We start from the raw sequence: 17,276 nt of genomic DNA, 5'->3' as shown, positions 1-17,276 counted from the left end.
ACCGGCATCGGTGCGACGGTTGCCCAGCAGATTGTGCCGGTGGCGGCAGCGCTAGCGTCGCCGGGGCAGCGCGGCGCCGTGGTCGGCACCGTGATGAGCGGATTGTTGAGCGGTATTCTGCTGAGCCGGACGCTCGCCGGGCTGGTGGCGGACGTTGCGGGCTGGCGCGCCATGTTCTGGCTGGGTGCTCCGTTGGCGCTGGCTGGCGCGGCGCTGATGGGGGGGATGTTGCCGCGTTTGCCGGCGTCGTCCTCGCTTTCTTATCGGTCGCTGATGTCGTCGCTGCTGACACTGTGGCGTGAAGAGGCGGCGCTGCGGCGCGCCACCTTAGTGCAAGGGGCCTTGTTTGCCGCATTCAGCGTGTTCTGGAGCATACTGGCGCTCTATCTCGCCAGCGGCGATCGCCCGCTGGGTGCGGCGGCGGCCGGCCTGTTCGGGGTGATCGGCGTGGCGGGGATCATGGCGGCGCCGATGGCCGGACGGCTGGCGGATCGCCTGGGGGATAGGCCGGTGATTCTGGCGGGCGTCGCGTTGACGCTGCTGTCCTGGGGCGTGTTCGGCTGGTGGCCGTCGCGGGTTGGGTTGGTCGTCGGCGTGGTGCTGTTGGATTTGGGGGTGCAAAGCGCGCTGATTGCCCATCAGCATGTCATCTACGGCTTGCGGGATGCAGCCAGGGGGCGCATCAACACCCTGTTCATGGGCGGGATGTTTGCCGGCGGCGCGCTGGGTTCTTCCTGCGCCATGATGGCCTGGCGGTTGGGTGGGTGGCCGGCGGTGGTGCTGTTTGCGCTGGCGTTGTCGTTGCTGGCGCTGGTGGCCGCCCGGCGATCCAGACGCTAAAACAACAAACCCCGCAGGGCATCGCCGCCGCGGGGGGCATTGCCAGGCCGCAGCCTGTTCATCACAGGACTGCGGCCTGTTTTCTTAGCGACTATAGCTTACCGGCAGCAGCGCGGTGCGATCGATAGCGTCATTAAGACGTTGCAGGGCCGCGTCGTATGGGCACAGAGTCCCCACTTCGGTTTGCTGACATCCATCGGTGGTGAATTCGCTGCGTAACGGCGGGTTGCCGCTATCCAGCGGCATCAACGCCCGGATCTGATCCAGCGATTGCGCCTGGAAATAGATGCGTAAAAAACGCTCGCCAGACTGATTGTTGCGCCAACGTTCGAAAATCAGGCTGCCTGCCGGCGGAATATTGCCGCGCGGATATTCCGCCTGTTTCCAGGTGAACCCCAACAGGGTGCGTAACTGGGCGATATTGGTGTCGTGCGCCACGAACAACAGCCATTTGGCGGCGGGCGGGGCGTCCGGCTGCGGTTGTGTCGACAGTGAGAGCGCGATCTGGTTGAGCACATTGGAGGCGCCGCGACGGGCGACATAGGGCAGATCGTTGGTGAAATCATAATTGACGGTCAGCAGCGACATCAGCGCGCCGACGTCGACCGCACTGCGGGCATTGCCGAAAGCTACCTGGCTGAGCGGCGCGTTGTTGCTGTACGCCAGACGGATGGTTTCCGCCATGTTGGCCAACGCCGCCGGGCCATTCAGCACCGGATAACCTTTCTTGCCGTCTTTAACGTCCCATTGGGCGCTAAAGGCCGGGCAGGGTTTATTGTCGGTCTGGCAAACCGCGCGTTGCAGGCGTTCGATATCCGGTTTGAAACCGGTCTGAAGCTGGGCTGCGGTTTTGTTCTGCATCGCTTTTTGCAAATCGGCGCGAACCTGCTCGGCATCCAGCGTGACACCGGCGTCGTCGGCGTGGAACAACGTGTCCTGTTCTTCGCTTGCCGCGCCGCGGATAGTGATGCCGCAGCCGGGGAAGACACCGTCCATCAGCGCCATGGCGGTTTCCTGCGTGCGTTGCAACGGGCTGGCCCAGACAAATACTTCGCCGGAGGCTGGGCAAGCGCCGGTCAGCAGCGCATTTTCGCGCAGATAACTGCCTTCATACTGGCCTTTCAGCACTGCGGCAGCGTAGCCGTGACCGGTCAACTCGCCATAGCGGGTCAGCCAGGTCGGCCATTCCCGACCGGTACCTTCCTGAATGGTTTTGATATTGCCTTCCGTCGGCGGGCGTACACCGTGGCGGCTGATTTCCACCACTTTTTCCAGGCTCCATGATGTGGAGGCAGCCTGGGTGGCCAGTAGCGGCAACGAGGCCAGCAGCAGACCGGTTAATACTTTGCGCGTAAGTGACATAGTGGATCCTCAGTCAACAAATTCAGTGTTGCTATAAAAAGTAAGCGAGCTCGAATCATGGATGAATGTTTTTTCTGTATAAGAGGCGCGGGATGTTTTTCATTCTGTAAGCAATATGGCGCCCGGGGCCAAGCATGACGTGGATGTTTTACGTCCGTCAATGAAAAAACAAGATATTCGCCAATGGGCGAGACGGAGCGCCTGACGCCGTCGGTGGTGCGCGGTCGGGATTGATGGCATAGTCGGGAGCATTTCTCTCATTCAGTTAACCTCGGATGCCGATATTACCGACTTCTGCGTGGAGCGGCTGGTTGGATCGCCGACAAACCGCCCTTTATTTGTCCTCCATGATCGCCGCCGCGCTGTTGGCCTGGATCTGGCCGCCCGCAGACGGGCTGGCGCAGGCCATCAATCCCGCGCTGGCGCTGATGCTGTTTGCAACCTTTCTGTCATTGCCGTTGTCCCGGCTGCGGCAAGCGCTGCGACATCGCCGTTTTTTGCTGGCGCTGTGCGTCGCCAATTTCCTTGCCGTGCCGTTGCTGGTGGCCGGATTGTTGCACTGGGCGGCGTTGACGCCGGTGGTCGCGATCGGCGTGGCGATGGTACTGCTGTGCCCCTGTGTGGATTACGTGGTGACTTTTTCCGGGCTGGGCGGCGCGGATTCGCGTTTGCTATTGGCCGCTACGCCGTTGTTGCTGTTGTTGCAAATGCTGTTGCTGCCGCTGTGGTTGACGCTGCTGTTTCATGATGCGGCGATTGCCGTCAGCGGCGCGCCGTTTCTGGCGGCGTTTCTGACGCTGATCGCGCTGCCCCTGGGGCTGGCCGGGTTGTGCCAGCGCTGGGGCGCCCGTTCGCCGACCGGCGCGCGCGTCAACATCTGGCTCGGCATGCTGCCGGTGCCCGCCACGGCCGTCGTGCTGGCGCTGGTGACAGCGTCTGTGACACCGCAGTTGGCGATGGCGGGGCAAACCGTGCGGCAGGTGCTGCCGGTCTATCTGCTGTTTGCCGTGGCGATGCCGGCGGTGGGATGGATGGTGGCGCGGGGGTTCGGCCTGGATGCGCCCGCCGGTCGCGCGGTAGTGTTCAGCGCATCGACCCGCAATGCGCTGGTGATTTTGCCGTTGGCGTTGACGGTGCCGGGGGCGATGCCGCTGATGCCTGCGGTGGTAGTGACGCAGACGCTGGTCGAGTTGCTGGCGGAGCTGGTGTATATCCGCTGGACGCCGCGGATGCGTTTTGAACGATAAAAACTGATTGGTGAGAATAACCCATGCGAGCATTTAAACCGTTACGCGGGCCGGAGCGCCTGATCCGATTGGGACAATGGGGAGTGGCGCTGCTGTTTGCCTATTTCCTGATCATGATTAGCTCCGGTGTGCTGGAAGATTTGCCGTCGCTGAACGATGAGCCGGTGCGCAGCAGCTTTGTCGATCAGGCGGCGGTTGACGTACAGAATCAGCGGATGGCGCCGTTGCAGGAGGCGCGTCAGAAGCTGGATGCCGCGCTGTCGGAAAAACAGGACGAGCGTGAAACGGCCGGCAATGATTATGCCAAGGCTCGCGCCAGTTTTGACAACTGGCGTGTGACGCGCAGCAGCACTGAGCTGACCGACCAAAACCCGGAGGTGATCAAGCGTACCCGCGAGCTTGATCGGCTGTTGGCGTTGCAAAAACAGCTTGATGGACAGCTTGGCGATTTACAGAAGCAGAAACGGCAATTGCAGGCGCAAATCAGCCCCGTGACCCAGGCGCTGGCCCAACTGCAGCAGGACGCGGACGCCCGTTATATCCAGGCGATAGATCGCGCCGCATTGCAGGCCTTTTTTATCCGGCTGGCGTTTGTCGGCCCACTGCTGGCGGCGGCGATCCTGCTGTTTCGCCGTTATCGCCGCAGCAATCAATGGCCGTTTGTCTGGGGGTTCATGCTGTTTGCGCTGTTCGGCTTTTTCGTCGAATTGGTGCCTTATTTGCCCAGCTTTGGCGGCTATATCCGCTATGGCGTCGGCGTCGTGCTGACGTTTTTCGGCGGCCGGGCGTTGTTGCACCGGTTGCAGCTTTATCTGGAGCAGAAACGGCAGGAGCAGACGGCCTCGCAGGAGGAGCGCAAGGAGTCCATCCATTACGAGGCCGCGTTGTCGGCGCTGGCGCGCAATCAGTGCCCCGGCTGCGATCGCCCTCTGATTTTGCAGAACGGCAATACGCCGACGTTTTGTATGCATTGCGGTTTGCAGTTGTTGTCGCAATGTACCGGCTGCGGTTTGAAAAAGAATGCGTTTTTCCACTTCTGCCCGGATTGCGGCACGCCGGCGAACACGGACGCTTAGCGTCTGTGAGGTAATAGCGCTCAGCACGTTGCGCGTTTGCGCATGGACGGATTCGACTCGGCGGACGATGGCGCTCAGCCGGCCCGGGCTCAGAGCGTCAGGCGCATTCTGGCCAGTTCCAGCGCATGGCCGTCGAACTGGCGGGTGGATTGTTCGACCATGTAGGTTTTAAAACCCAGCGAGCGGTAGCAATGCAGTGCGGCGTGGTTGTGGGTGAACACCGCCAGAGAAATGACGCGGGCGCCGAAGCGCTGCGCGGCCTGGCGGATCGCTTCCTGCAACATGACGCGGGCCAGACCGCGGCCGCGGTGCGCCGGGTCGATGAATACCCGGCAGAGCCGACAGTGTCTGGGCTCGACCCGGCTGATTTCGATAAAACCAACAAGTTGCCTGTGGTGTTTGAACAGGTAGGGGACAAACTGCGGGTTGGCCAGATGCGCTGCGATCTGCGCTTCCGTCAGCGGGAAATCGTAGGTCGGCCCACCCCACAGCATGTTGAGCTCGGGAGTGTTTATCCAGCGCGGCAGCCGGTAATAATCCTGGGGCGTGAAGGCCAGCAGAGGCATGATTATTTCCCGTAACAGGCGGCGCCGGCCGCCAGATACGCCGCCATTTCTTCCACCGGCACCATGCCGCCGCCGGTCGCCCAAATCACATGCGTTCCCTGCTGACAGCGCTGCGGCGTTAACGGTGATCGTTGCCGGTATCCTTGAGTTTCCTGCAGTAGCCGCACAAATCCCGGCGCGCCGGCTAGCGCCGAGGGTTCCAGCCGGATGCCCTGCGTGATGTCCATCAGATGCAGCAGCGCGTACATCTCTTCATCCGTCAGCGTGTAATAGCCATCGATCAAGTGCTGCATGGTTCGGCCGACAAAGCCGGACGGCCGACCGACCGCCAGTCCATCCGCCGCGGTGTGGTTGCTGATGCCGAAATCCTGTACCGACAGCCGGTCGTGCTGCCCGGTGTAGACGCCCAGCAGCATGCAGGGCGACTCGGTGGGTTCGGCGAAAATGCAGTGCGCATGGTCGCCGAATGCCAGCTTCAGGCCGAACGCGATACCACCGGGCGCGCCGCCTACGCCGCAAGGCAGATAAACGAACAACGGGTGCTCCTCGTCCACGACCCGTCCTTGCGCGTCAAACTGGGCTTTCAATCGTTCACCCGCGACGGCATAGCCGAGGAACAATGCGGTGGAGTTTTCATCGTCCACGAAATAGCAGGTAGGGTCGCTCTCGGCTTCACGGCGCCCCTGCGCGACGGCCTGGCCGTAGTCGCCGGCGTATTCCATAACGCGCACGCCGTGGGCGCGCAGGCGATCCTTTTTCCACTGCCGGGCATCGGCGGACATATGTACCGTGGTGTCAAAGCCGAGACGCGCGCTGGCGATACCGATTGATAACCCCAGATTGCCGGTTGAGCCAACCGCGACCCGGTGGCGACGAAACAGTTGCTGGCAGTCGGAGTCCAGCAGGCGGCGGTAGTCGTCGCTTTCGCGCAGTAAACCTTGTTGCATCGCCAGCCGCTCGGCATGAAACAGTACCTCGTAGATACCTCCGCGGGCTTTGACCGAACCGGAAACCGGCAGGTGACTGTCTTTTTTCAGTAAAACGTCAGGCGGCGTCAGCCCGTATTGCCCGGCGAGCGCATAGGCAAATGCCGGAATCGGCATCAGTTCGGATTCGATAATACCCTGGCTTGCTTCCAGCTCCGGGAACGCCTGCATGAGAAAAGGCGCAAAACGGTGCAGCCGTCGACTGGCATCGGCCACCTCCGCGGCGCTTAGCGGAATATCTTGCAACGCAACGTTCAGACGGCGCGTTGCCGGATTGAACCAATTCACCGGTTGTTTATTGATAAGGTCGGTCAGCAACGGGAAATCGGTTTTCCACTGCGTCAGCGTTTTGCCATGAATAGTGTGGGACATGATATGCATCTCGTTGTTTTTGCAGATTTCGTTTTCTGATGGATGAGCTGTTCGGCGCCAGTGTTTCATCATGCCAGCGTCGCTGGTTTTTTGCCTATAGGCGGTTGTATTGTTCGAAGAACTTTCAGTCGATTGATGAGTCTTTTTAATCTAATTAAATCAATGAATTAATTTGTTTATGGCGCAAATCTGTCAATGGATATGAAAATTTTATGTCTGAAATGGTTAATTTAACGATGGGTTTAGGGGGTGTAATGGAAGTGAGGTAGCTGAAAATTTTTCCGCATCAGCAATTAGCGCGAGTTAAAAATATTTTTGGCTGGAATTTGATTTATTACTGCTTCTCGTTAATTATTCCCTTTCTATAGGTTATACCGATCGATAAGAATTTATTGTTCAATTAAGACGATTATTTTTTAGCAATAATTACGGGTATCCTGTTTGGAATATAAAGATAACTCCCGTTTTATGGGTTTATTTTTGCGGCAGTGCCGATGGCCGGTTAAGTGTGATGAATAAATATCTGCAAACAAGAATTCATCGCCGTCTGGTATAGGGGTTTTTGTCGATTATCATGATTGTCATATCGGTTATATCCGGCAAGTCGATGTACTGACCAGGCTGCATCCCACTGATATAGAGGGTGCCTTTGGGGGGAATAACAGTACCTTTTTCATGGTCGTTCGATCTTGCTGTTTTCTTATCGTCACTCATCACCGTCGTATTCCCGACAGATTTCCCACCATAGTTGTATGAATGCGGTGAGCGTGATTGAGCGTCGTTTTCCCTGCCTGGCGTCACAGGTTGTTTTCCCTTGGTTTATAGTGAAAAGAATGATAAGGAAAACATGTTGTTAATGTGAAACGTCAAACAAAATAAGCAGAAGAAACGGTATTATCTTATGTGTTGGCGTCAATTGGGTGGTGATGTAGTGTTCGTTTTTACAGCGATAATCTCCGGTGGAGATAAGAGAGATATTCCGGCATTATTTCCAGCTCTCGGGATAAGCGGGTGATGTCGGATGCGGAGTTTTCTTATTTCGGCAGTGAACAGATTATCGATAAATGATTTTGCCTACATGGTATTTTTATAAAACACAAATAAATATTACTGATTATTAGCTATTGTTCTTATTCGGTAAGCATCATGACAAAAGCGTGATAAGTATCCAGGCAAAGAAATGAGGTCTTATTTAATCGGCCGGGACGTGGATGTATTTATCAGAATGATGGCGAATTAAACGTCTTTAGCTCAATATTGTTCATTTTTTTTTATGTTTTTAAGAGATTTTCAGACGTTAAGAGCCACAATCTATTGTGAAATAAGGATCTCACTATTAGTGGAGTGGAGGCGAAAGAATGGAATACTTAACGATTCCTGATAGTGAGCAGGTGTTACTGTCAGCGCTGGAACAGTCGATAGTCGCCGTTGTCCTTATTAATGATGCTGGCTGCGTATTGCTGTTTAATCGCGCTGCGGAAATCCTCTGGGGGTACGAGCGTCAGGAAATGCGGGGTCGTCCCGTGGTGTCTTTGCTGGCACCGGTTTGTCGTCCGGCCTACCTGGATGCTATCCGCAGTAATCAGGCCGATTCGACGGCTGGGGCGAAGACGAAGTGTGAGTGGTTGCTCGAGCGCAAAGACGGCGGCCAGTTCTGGGGCCGGCTGCCGCTGTCGAAGGTCGAGGTTAATGGCCGGACGTATCGTATGCTGATGGCCTGGGATGTTTCCCTGGATGTGGAAGCGCGTTGGCAAAATCGCCTGACTATGTTGGCGATCGATAATGCCGAACGTCCGGTGGTGCTTTTGGATAACGCCTGCCGGGTGATCAGAGTCAATTATTCGTTCAGCAGGTTGTACGGTTACGCGCTTGAAGACATCGTCGGCAACACGTTGGACGGCATCATGTCATATTCCCTGGATAGTCAGGATAGTGCCGGGAAAAAGATGTCTGTCATGTGGGGGCGGTCGAGGGTTCAGGCCGAGGTGGCGATCCGCTGTCGGGATGGCCGGGAGGCTTTTGGGCGAATGGCGAGTTCGCCGCTGATCGACGACGAAAACGACGAATTCTACGGGTATTCGATCAACGTTATCTCCGATATCACCGAGGAACAGCAGTTCCGCAGTCTGGAGCGCGATATTCTTGGTGCGCTGGTGAGTAGCCTGTCGTTTGCCGAACTGGGCGATTACATCTGTCAGCAGGTATCGGAGATTGTGCCGGATGTCATACCGTCCATCATGACTGTCGATCATCGCGGCATTCTACGGCATTGGTCGGCTCCGCAATTACCCGATGCCTACAATCAGCAGGTTTCCGGCATGGCGATCGGCGATGGCGTCGGCAGTTGCGGTACGGCCGCCTGGCGCGGCGAACCGGTCGTGGCCGCCGATATCGAGCATGATGCGAGTTGGGCGATGTTTTCCCAGATACCGCTGGCGTATGGTTTACGCGCCTGTTGGTCCTATCCGATACGGCGGCGCGACCGCAGCGTGGCGGGAACGGTTGCATTCTATTCCCGCGAACTGCGGCAGCCGACGTTGTTTCATGAACGCATCATTGATGCCTGCACGCACCTGTGCTCGCTGGCGATAGAGCAGGAAGAGAATCGACAGCGTATGGTTCAACTGGTGCAATACGACCCGCTGACCGGCCTGCCCAATCAATACCATCTGCAACGTTATCTCGATGACATCCTTTCCCAGCAGCCAACAAGAGAAGTCACCCTGTTTTCCGTCGGTCTGGATCGGTTCAAGGATATCAATGAAGCCTTTGGTCATGCCGCCGGCGATAGGGTGCTGGTGGCGGTAACACATCGTCTGCAGGCTTTTCTGCGTGCAGGCGAGTGGCTGAGCCGGCCGGAAGGCGATCGTTTCGTGATCGTGGCGCCGGACTGTTCAGCGCACCGGGCATCGCTGATGACGGAGCAGTTACGTGAAACCATCAGCCAGCCGGTCGAATTGGACGGGCACCGGTTGAGCCTGTCGGCCAGCGTGGGGATCAGCCACTATCTGGAGGGAGGGAGTAACCGCGAGACGCTGCTGGATAACGCGAAAGTCGCGATGTATCGCGCCAAAGAAGCCGGCGGCGGTTATCAGTTTTTCAGCGCCGACATGAATGTGGCCGCTAGCGAGCGGCTGCTATTGGGCGGTGCGCTTAAACGCGCCATCAATAATGGCGAGCTGGAGCTTTATTATCAGCCCCAGATTCGGTTGGACAGTGGCGAGTTGTACGGTATGGAGGCGTTAGCCCGCTGGTACGACCCCGTCTTCGGCAATGTCCCGACCAGTAAATTCATTGCGCTGGCGGAAGATATCGGCGAGATCGAAGCCCTGAGCTATTGGGCGTTGTGCGAGGCGTGCCGTCAGCTGTCGTTGTGGGATCTGGCCGGGGCGAGGGTGCCGGTGGTCTCGGTGAATTTTTCTCCGCTCTGTTTTCATCGCGATCTGCCGGAGACGATCACCACAATCCTGCAGAGTTTTTCCCTGACCGGCGAGCGCCTTACTATCGAGATTACCGAGAGCGCCGCGATGGCGCTGACGCCGGATATGTTGGCCGTGGTGCATCGTATCCGCGGCAACGGCATTGGTGTTTCGATTGATGATTTCGGTACCGGTTTTTCCAATCTCTCTAATCTGGTGAACCTGCCGGTGACTGAAGTCAAAATCGACCGTAGTTTTATCGACAAGTGTGAGTCCGAAGAGCGTCTCCAGGCGTTGGTTGAAGCGGTGGTCGGCATTGGCCGCAGCCTGAAACTGGAGGTGGTGGCGGAAGGGGTGGAAACCGAAGGACAAAGCGCGTTGATCGGCAAACTGGGCGGCCGTATTGCACAAGGTTATCTGTTCGCCCGCCCGATGAAAGCGTCGGATGTGCCGGGGTGGCTGCAGGAATATCAGGCGGGAAAACATCGCCCGGATGCCGTGCAACCCTCTGATGCGGATGCTTAAGAACAGTGGGCCGGTGGATATTTACCTTGGCGGTATCAATGCCTGCGCGCATGCCCAGGCGGAGCTCCAGGCCCACTGAAAGTTGTAGCCGCCGAGCCAGCCAGTGACGTCCACCACTTCACCAATAAAGTAGAGGCCTGGCACGTTGTTGACTTCCATGGTTTTTGACGACAGTTCGCGGGTATCCACGCCGCCCAACGTCACTTCCGCCGTCCGGTAGCCCTCGGTGCCATTGGGTTGGAACCGCCACTGTTGCAGCGTGGTTTCCACCTGCGTCAATTGCGGTTTGTTGAGCTGTTTCAATGTGATATCCGGTAGTTGCTCCAGTGCTTGCAGGCTTTCCACCAGCCGTTTGGGCAACCACTGCGCCAGGGTGTTTTTCAGGCTCTGGTTGGGATGCGCCTGGCGTTCCGCGTCCAGCAGAGCAGCTACATCCTGCCCGGGCAACAGATTAAGCGTGATGAACTCGCCCGGTTGCCAGTAACTGGAGAGTTGCAAAATGGCCGGGCCAGACAACCCGCGATGCGTGAACAGCAGGTTTTCACGGAATATTGTGCCGTCTTCGGCGCTCGCCACGGTAGGTACGGATACGCCGGAAAGCGCCTGAAGCTGCTGCAACAACGGTTTGTGCAGGGTTAACGGCACCAGCGCGGCGCGGGTTGGCAGGACATTCAATCCAAACTGCGCCGCCAGCTGATAACCGAATGGCGATGCGCCCAGCCCCGGCATAGAAAGCCCGCCGGTGGCGACAACCAGTGAAGGCGCCGCGACTTGTCCGCCGTTCAGCCCGATAAGAAATTGATCGGTTTTTTCCACCGACAGCACGTCGCTGCGCATGCGCAGCGTCACCTTGCCGACTTCGCATTCCTTTATCAACATATCGACAATTTGCTGCGCGTAGTCGTCGCAAAACAGCTGACCGAGGGTTTTTTCGTGGTAAGCGATACCGTGCCGATTCACCAGATCGATAAAATCCCACTGGGTGTAACGCGCCAACGCGGATTTGCAGAAATGCGGATTCTGCGACAGATAGGCGGCGGGTTCCGTATGGAGGTTGGTGAAGTTGCAGCGCCCGCCGCCGGACATCAGGATTTTGCGGCCCGGTTTTTACCGTTGTCGACCAGCAGTACCCGCAAACCGCGCTGGCCCGCTTGCGCCGCACAGAAAAGCCCGGCTGCGCCCGCGCCGATGACGACGACGTCGAACTGTTCCACTTCACTTCTCCCGTTGGTTGATTTTTGGCCGAACCCCGCGGTCGGCGGCCGGCCATTATAGGCGCTGTTGCGGCATTATGCGCGGCCAAACGCGCCGGGAAGCGGGCGACGCCGCGTTATGGCGCAGGCATCGGCGGGTGGTTACAAAATGCAGAATTTGGTAATAAAGAATAATGCGTTGATTTTCATTAAGTAACGAAAAGACGTTCGCGAAAATGACGTAAATTAAGTCAAAATAATGTCATATTTTGCTTTTCCAGACCCCCGCTTGTCGCGGATAATGCGCCGCGTTCATGACCACTAACTGGCCTAACACTTATGCTACATTTATTTGCCGGACTTGATTTCCACACCGGCCTGATGTTGATCCTTGCCTTGCTGTTCGTGCTGTTCTACGAAGCGATTAATGGTTTCCACGACACCGCCAACGCGGTAGCGACCGTCATTTATACCCGAGCTATGCGTGCTCAATTGGCGGTTGTCATGGCGGGGCTGTTTAATTTTCTGGGCGTATTGCTGGGTGGGTTAAGCGTTGCTTACGCCATCGTCCATCTGCTCCCCACCGATCTGCTGCTGAATGTCAGCTCCGCACATGGACTGGCGATGGTGTTTTCCATGCTGCTGGCGGCGATCCTCTGGAATCTCGGTACCTGGTATTGCGGGCTACCGGCATCCAGTTCCCACACGTTGATCGGCGCCATTATCGGCATCGGTCTGACCAACGCGCTGGTTAACCACACCTCAGTGGTGGATGCGCTCAATATTCCCAAAATGGTGAGCATTTTCCTGTCGCTGATTATTTCACCGATTGTCGGGATGATCCTGGCCGGATTGATGGTGTTTGTGTTGCGCCGTTACTGGAGCAATACCAGGAAGCGTCAGCGTATTCACCTGACGCCGGAAGAGCGTGAGAAGCAAGACGGCAAGCGTAAACCGCCGTTCTGGACACGTACCGGGCTTATCCTGTCGGCGGTGGGGGTCAGTTTTTCCCACGGCGCGAATGATGGTCAGAAAGGTATCGGCCTTATCATGCTGGTGTTGATTGGCGTGGCGCCGGCTGGGTTTGCCCTGAATATGAGTGCTTCCGGCTATGACATCAGCCGTACCCGCGATGCCGTGATCAACCTGCAAGAGTATTATCAGGCGCATGCGTCGGCGTTATCGCATGTTATCGACTTGTCTGTGCCCGCAGCGCCGGGAACGGCAACGGTAGCCGGCGCGGCGCCGGTTGTCGGCACGCCGGATTTCCATTGCGATAGTGCTCGCGTCATGGTTGCCATTGAACGCACAATGGGCCTGCTGGGCGGCATCAAAAGCTATGACGATCTTTCCGGCGACGACCGTGCGCGCTCCCGTCGACTGTTGATGTGCATCTCTGACAGCGTTGATAAAATCGCCAAACTGCCGGAAACCAACACGGACGACAAACGTCTGCTGAAAAACCTGCGCGACGATTTACTCAATACGGTGGAATACGCGCCATTATGGATTATCGTGGCTGTGGCGCTGGCTCTGTCGCTGGGCACGATGGTGGGCTGGAAACGTGTCGCCATCACCATCGGCGAGAAGATCGGCAAGAAAGGCATGACCTATGCGCAGGGCGGTGCCGCGCAGGTAACGGCGGCATTGTCCATCGGTATTGCCAGCTATACCGGCATGCCGGTATCCACAACGCACGTACTCTCCTCTGCGGTAGCCGGCACCATGATTGTTGATGGCGGTGGCGTGCAAGGGAAAACCGTAAAAAGCATTCTGCTGGCGTGGGTATTCACGCTGCCGGTTTCCATGGTGCTTTCCGGGGTACTGTACTGGATAGCCCTGAAGCTAATCTGACGTAGGTCGTGCTGTAGCGAACAAAGAAGAAAAGGCGACCTTGCGGTCGCCTTTGGCGTTTTTACAGTTATCTACGATAGAAGGCTAATGAAGGGAATCACGCCTGAATTCTGACGTCGAAGCCGTGTCATCAGTGCCAGATCGCCATAGCGATGAGACTGATAACAATCAACCCGCAAAGGGCTGAGGTCAGAATGAACTGACCGCGCACCCGTTCGCAACGGCGGATGAATTCCGGGTCGTGATGGTCAAGGTAACGTTGTGTGTAGATGTACCGCACCAGTCGAAGCTGTTTGCTGGGTTGACCGTGAGAGGTAAAGAAGCCACCACCATCGACATACTGGTACAGCAGTGGGTCACAGTCTCGCAGCACCGTGAGCAGTACGCGCAACGAAGAGTAATATCGCGCCATGTTGATGACACAGACGACACATAAGGCCCAGAAAAGCGCAAATGTATTAATCATCATGCTCCCCTCCCGGTTTTTATCCATTAGGCACATGGATGTGTCGGATCCCGTCGACAATATGCCTGTGGATATTTATGCCACACGTTGTTTACGCGATGTTATCCGGCTGTCGCCTCACGAAGGGCGAGGACGCATGCCTTATTCTCTTACCTGTATCTTCCCTTTTCCTGAAGCGTTCTGCCGGTAACGGCAGGGAAGCGCCCCAATCTTCATTGTAGAAGAGCCACGCGCCTTTTTTCCATTCAATCATCAAGGTTCGTGCAGAACTCGTTGCCTGAAGCCGGGGACGTCCTTATGCCGCATTGCCGAACTGGCGTCCCGTATTTTTCAACTACACTAATAAGACTCGCATCCGGCAATGACTGTTTCATCGAGTGATTGCGGGAGTGCGGTCTTCAGGCGGAGAATCCGTGTCGATAATGTTTTTATCGGCGCAGTATGACGGTAGCTTAAGGTTGTTGACGGCGGATACCGACGCCTTCCGGGCCAATCGCGAATATGTGCGGCGTTGTGATCTGCTGAACATAACCCTGAATTTTATGGGTGTTATGATAATTCCACCATTCGGTGTCAGATTGGCAATATGAATATCTGCTGACCCTACCAGTTAGTCGTTACAGAAGGAGCTTAACTATGGCTTACAAACACATCCTTATTGCGGTTGATCTGTCGCCGGAAAGTAAGGTGTTGGTTGAGAAGGCGGTCTCCCTGGCACGGCCATATGATGCAAAAATCTCTTTAATTCACGTGGATGTGAATTATTCGGATCTTTATACCGGGCTGATCGATGTCAATTTGGGCGATATGCAGCAACGTATTTCCGAGGAAACGCATAATGCCCTGAAAGAGCTTTCCGACAATGCCGGCTATCCGATAGCGGAAACGCTGAGTGGCAGCGGTGATTTGGGGCAGGTTCTGGTAGACGCGATCCGCAAGTATGGCGTCGATTTGGTTCTGTGCGGCCATCATCAGGATTTCTGGAGCAAGCTGATGTCTTCCGCCCGCCAGCTCATCAACACCGTACATGTTGATATGCTGATCGTTCCGTTGCGGGATGATGAGGAATAACGCTCTCAAATTGTAGACGCAGTCTCAATAATTAAAAAAGCATGGCGTAAGTCATGCTTTTTTATTGTCAGCGTCAAACCACCTCCTCGGGAGGTGGTGATGGTTGATGCCGTCGGGCGATGGTGGTGAGCCGCCGCGCGAATACCGGCGCGGCGGCTTTCCCTCATGATAGCCGGAAAACCTGCACTAACCGGGTCAACTGCCCGGCCTGATCTTCCAGCGAGGCGGCGGCGGCAGTGGCTTCCTGTACGAGCGCGGCGTTCTGCTGGGTCACGCCGTCCATTTCGTGAACCGCTTGCGTAACCTGGCTGATGCCGCGGGATTGTTCGTCGGACGCCGCGACGATCTCTTCCATAATGTCTTTAACCGATGTCACTGCCGCGAGCATGTCGCGCATAGTGACGCCAGCATTTTCCACCAGGCCGACGCCTTGCTCGACGCGCGATGCCGATTCGCTGATCAGCGTGGTGATGTCTTTCACCGCATCGGCGCTGCGCTGCGCCAGATTGCGGACTTCGCCGGCGACTACCGCAAAACCGCGTCCCTGTTCGCCGGCGCGGGCGGCTTCTACGGCAGCGTTCAGCGCCAGAATATTGGTTTGGAACGCGATACTGCTGATGATACCGGTGATTTCACTGATTTTCCGCGAGCTTTCGTTGATGCCGCCCATGATGTTGACCACCTGAGAGACGATTTCATCGCCGCGCTGGGCAATTTGCTCTGCATTATGGGTCAGACGGGTGGCGTTGTGCGCGTTGTCGGCATTTTGTTTTACCGTGGCAGTAATTTGTTCCATGCTGGCGGCGGTCTCTTCCAGCGCGGCCGCCTGCTGCTCCGTCCGGGCGGCGAGATCGACGTTACCGGCGGAAATCTCCGCCGCGCCGTGGCTGACCGATTCGCTGGAGTTAAGCAACTGCCCGGCAATCTCCTGCAACTGCTGCTGCATTACCGCCATAGCATAGAAAATGCTGCGTGTATCGCCGGGTTGTACCGGGATGGCGTGGGTCAGATCGCCTTGGGATACTCTTAGCGCGATTTCCGCCGCCAGCACTGGCTCTCCCCCCACTGGGCGCAGCACTTTGCGGGTAAAAACGAGGGAAATGACCAGCGATACCGCCACAATGCTCAGCACTGCCATGATCAACGCAATATTGCGCTGTTTGATGGCGTTCGCCATCACGACATCCACCGGTACGGTAATTCCTAACATCCAGGGCGTTCCGGTATTGCCGATATTGACCGGGCTGTAAGCGTTCATCATCCAGGTGTTGGTGAACGAGTTGAAGTGCTCGCTGTTATAGGCTTTGCCCGACGTAATGCTCTCCATCAGCGGCTGATTGCCTTCCAGTTTTTTGGTGATCCGGGTTTTGTCCGGGTGGGACAAATAGGCGCCGGAAGGGGAGAACAGGGTGGCGTAGCCCGTACCGTTAAACGGTTTGAAGTTGCCGACCATCTGTTGCAGCGTTTCCAGCGAGAAATCGGCGGTGGCGGAACCGTAGAATTTGCCGTTAATCATGATCGGCACCGCGATAGAGGTCAGCAGCACGTTAACGCCGTTGTAAGGATAGCTGTATGGCTCAAGCACCACTTCTTTTTGCAGCTTGCGCGGCAACAGATAGTAATCGCCGCTGCCTGGGGTTTCGTAATCGGTCAGATTGTGGATCGCGATGTTTCCTGCGTTGTCGCGGTCGACATATTTAACGAACCGACCTTTGGGGTCTTGATCCGGCTGTGCGGCGTATTGCTGGTCTTTACCATCAAATGCATCGGGTTCCCACGCGAGTGACATCGACAGCAGCGATGGATTGTTTTTGAGCGCATTTTTCAGCAAATTTTCGGCGGTAGCGCGGTCTGGCGATCCTTCACTGCGTAAAGTCGTCACACTTTGAACCAGGTTGCGAGCAGTGAACAAGGCGACGTCAATCTGGCCCTGTACCGCATATGCATTGGTTTTTGACATCTGTTCCAGCAGTTGTTGGACGCTGGCTTTTTGCTGCTGGCTGCTCTGCCAAATGAGAAAACCAAGCACCACGGCGAAACCGCACACGATGGTGAATATTGTGGTAATCAGCACCAGCGCTCGGGTCGAGAGCTTTTTCCTGTTGGCGGCAGATATCGACGCGGTTGCGCCGGCAGAGTAGTGGGTCAAGGCATTGGACATAAATACACTCCCGTAAGGAAGACGATTCAAATAAAGCGGCGAGTTGCGATGCAATATAACGATGTTTTATTGAAGTAATTTTAATATGTGAAATAAATCACACTTCAAGGCATCGGCATTTTGGAGGGTTTCTTTAAC

At 56.4% G+C, this 17,276-nt stretch carries 12 protein-coding genes and 1 pseudogene; 6 read left to right on the top strand and 7 right to left on the bottom strand.

The genetic code is table 11. The features are described 5' to 3' along the window. A partial coding sequence (locus tag DPA2511_RS22240) for an MFS transporter (RefSeq protein WP_035050419.1) occupies positions 1-840 on the top strand: 840 nt, incomplete at its 5' end. Positions 841-924: 84 nt separating this feature from the next. Here the strand turns inward: DPA2511_RS22240 and DPA2511_RS20245 are convergent. Beyond that, the gene (locus tag DPA2511_RS20245; protein ID WP_015855583.1) at positions 925-2,202 is read right to left on the bottom strand and encodes a histidine-type phosphatase; all 1,278 of its coding nucleotides are present in this window, start codon (positions 2,200-2,202) and stop codon (positions 925-927) included. Positions 2,203-2,477: 275 nt separating this feature from the next. Here DPA2511_RS20245 and DPA2511_RS20240 point away from each other — a divergent pair, with 275 nt between their 5' ends. Together DPA2511_RS20240 and DPA2511_RS20235 are read left to right on the top strand one after the other, a co-directional pair. Continuing rightward, positions 2,478-3,449, top strand: a complete 972-nt coding sequence (locus tag DPA2511_RS20240; protein WP_015855582.1) for a bile acid:sodium symporter — start codon at positions 2,478-2,480, stop codon at positions 3,447-3,449. Positions 3,450-3,472: 23 nt separating this feature from the next. Then, on the top strand, positions 3,473-4,525 hold the full coding sequence (locus DPA2511_RS20235; RefSeq protein ID WP_015855581.1) for a zinc ribbon domain-containing protein: 1,053 nt from the start codon (positions 3,473-3,475) through the stop codon (positions 4,523-4,525). Between the two features lie 89 nt (positions 4,526-4,614). Here the strand turns inward: DPA2511_RS20235 and DPA2511_RS22235 are convergent, their stop codons facing one another. The 3 genes from DPA2511_RS22235 to DPA2511_RS23615 all read right to left on the bottom strand — a co-directional run bounded on the left by DPA2511_RS22235 (position 4,615) and on the right by DPA2511_RS23615 (position 7,163). Then, positions 4,615-5,091: a GNAT family N-acetyltransferase gene (locus DPA2511_RS22235; RefSeq protein WP_015855580.1), complete on the bottom strand. Its 477-nt coding sequence runs from the start codon at positions 5,089-5,091 to the stop codon at positions 4,615-4,617. Positions 5,092-5,093: 2 nt separating this feature from the next. After that, positions 5,094-6,449 (bottom strand): D-serine ammonia-lyase, encoded by a 1,356-nt coding sequence (gene dsdA / locus DPA2511_RS20225; RefSeq protein WP_015855579.1) that lies wholly within the window; start codon positions 6,447-6,449, stop codon positions 5,094-5,096. A 537-nt stretch (positions 6,450-6,986) separates the two neighbouring features. Beyond that, positions 6,987-7,163 (bottom strand): hypothetical protein, encoded by a 177-nt coding sequence (locus tag DPA2511_RS23615; protein WP_015855578.1) that lies wholly within the window; start codon positions 7,161-7,163, stop codon positions 6,987-6,989. Between the two features lie 644 nt (positions 7,164-7,807). Between DPA2511_RS23615 and dosP the strand changes: the two genes are divergently transcribed. Beyond that, complete coding sequence (gene dosP / locus DPA2511_RS20215) at positions 7,808-10,393, top strand: oxygen-sensing cyclic-di-GMP phosphodiesterase DosP (protein WP_015855577.1); 2,586 nt, start codon at positions 7,808-7,810, stop codon at positions 10,391-10,393. A gap of 21 nt (positions 10,394-10,414) precedes the next feature. On the opposite strand, the pseudogene DPA2511_RS22230 reads toward dosP, so the two are convergent. Next, positions 10,415-11,607: pseudogene (locus tag DPA2511_RS22230) on the bottom strand (NAD(P)/FAD-dependent oxidoreductase). A 318-nt stretch (positions 11,608-11,925) separates the two neighbouring features. Here DPA2511_RS22230 and pitA point away from each other — a divergent pair. Continuing rightward, positions 11,926-13,440 (top strand): inorganic phosphate transporter PitA, encoded by a 1,515-nt coding sequence (gene pitA / locus DPA2511_RS20205; RefSeq protein WP_015855575.1) that lies wholly within the window; start codon positions 11,926-11,928, stop codon positions 13,438-13,440. A 130-nt stretch (positions 13,441-13,570) separates the two neighbouring features. On the opposite strand, the gene uspB is transcribed toward pitA, so the two are convergent. Further along, entirely contained in the window at positions 13,571-13,906 is a 336-nt protein-coding gene (uspB, locus tag DPA2511_RS20200; RefSeq protein WP_023638531.1) for a universal stress protein UspB, read from the bottom strand. Positions 13,907-14,542: 636 nt separating this feature from the next. On the opposite strand from uspB, the gene uspA reads away from it, so the two are divergent. Further along, the gene (gene uspA / locus DPA2511_RS20195; RefSeq protein WP_015855572.1) at positions 14,543-14,977 is read left to right on the top strand and encodes a universal stress protein UspA; all 435 of its coding nucleotides are present in this window, start codon (positions 14,543-14,545) and stop codon (positions 14,975-14,977) included. Positions 14,978-15,140: 163 nt separating this feature from the next. On the opposite strand, the gene DPA2511_RS20190 is transcribed toward uspA, so the two are convergent. Then, positions 15,141-17,138: a methyl-accepting chemotaxis protein gene (locus DPA2511_RS20190; RefSeq protein WP_015855571.1), complete on the bottom strand. Its 1,998-nt coding sequence runs from the start codon at positions 17,136-17,138 to the stop codon at positions 15,141-15,143. Positions 17,139-17,276: the final 138 nt, after the last annotated feature.

Origin of the sequence: Musicola paradisiaca NCPPB 2511 (assembly GCF_000400505.1) — a bacterium.
GTDB lineage: Bacteria > Pseudomonadota > Gammaproteobacteria > Enterobacterales > Enterobacteriaceae > Musicola > Musicola paradisiaca.
The sequence above is the reverse complement of the archived record's forward strand: the minus strand, read 5'-3'. Positions and strand labels throughout refer to the sequence as shown.

Excerpts from the sequence above, each read along its gene's own strand:
- DPA2511_RS20245 (WP_015855583.1), bottom strand. The coding sequence starts at position 2,202 with ATGTCACTTACGCGCAAAGTATTAACCGGTCTGCTGCTGGCCTCGTTG.
- DPA2511_RS20240 (WP_015855582.1), top strand. The coding sequence starts at position 2,478 with ATGCCGATATTACCGACTTCTGCGTGGAGCGGCTGGTTGGATCGCCGA.
- DPA2511_RS20235 (WP_015855581.1), top strand. The coding sequence starts at position 3,473 with ATGCGAGCATTTAAACCGTTACGCGGGCCGGAGCGCCTGATCCGATTG.
- DPA2511_RS22235 (WP_015855580.1), bottom strand. The coding sequence starts at position 5,091 with ATGCCTCTGCTGGCCTTCACGCCCCAGGATTATTACCGGCTGCCGCGC.
- dsdA (WP_015855579.1), bottom strand. The coding sequence starts at position 6,449 with ATGTCCCACACTATTCATGGCAAAACGCTGACGCAGTGGAAAACCGAT.
- DPA2511_RS23615 (WP_015855578.1), bottom strand. The coding sequence starts at position 7,163 with ATGAGTGACGATAAGAAAACAGCAAGATCGAACGACCATGAAAAAGGT.
- dosP (WP_015855577.1), top strand. The coding sequence starts at position 7,808 with ATGGAATACTTAACGATTCCTGATAGTGAGCAGGTGTTACTGTCAGCG.
- pitA (WP_015855575.1), top strand. The coding sequence starts at position 11,926 with ATGCTACATTTATTTGCCGGACTTGATTTCCACACCGGCCTGATGTTG.
- uspB (WP_023638531.1), bottom strand. The coding sequence starts at position 13,906 with ATGATTAATACATTTGCGCTTTTCTGGGCCTTATGTGTCGTCTGTGTC.
- uspA (WP_015855572.1), top strand. The coding sequence starts at position 14,543 with ATGGCTTACAAACACATCCTTATTGCGGTTGATCTGTCGCCGGAAAGT.
- DPA2511_RS20190 (WP_015855571.1), bottom strand. The coding sequence starts at position 17,138 with ATGTCCAATGCCTTGACCCACTACTCTGCCGGCGCAACCGCGTCGATA.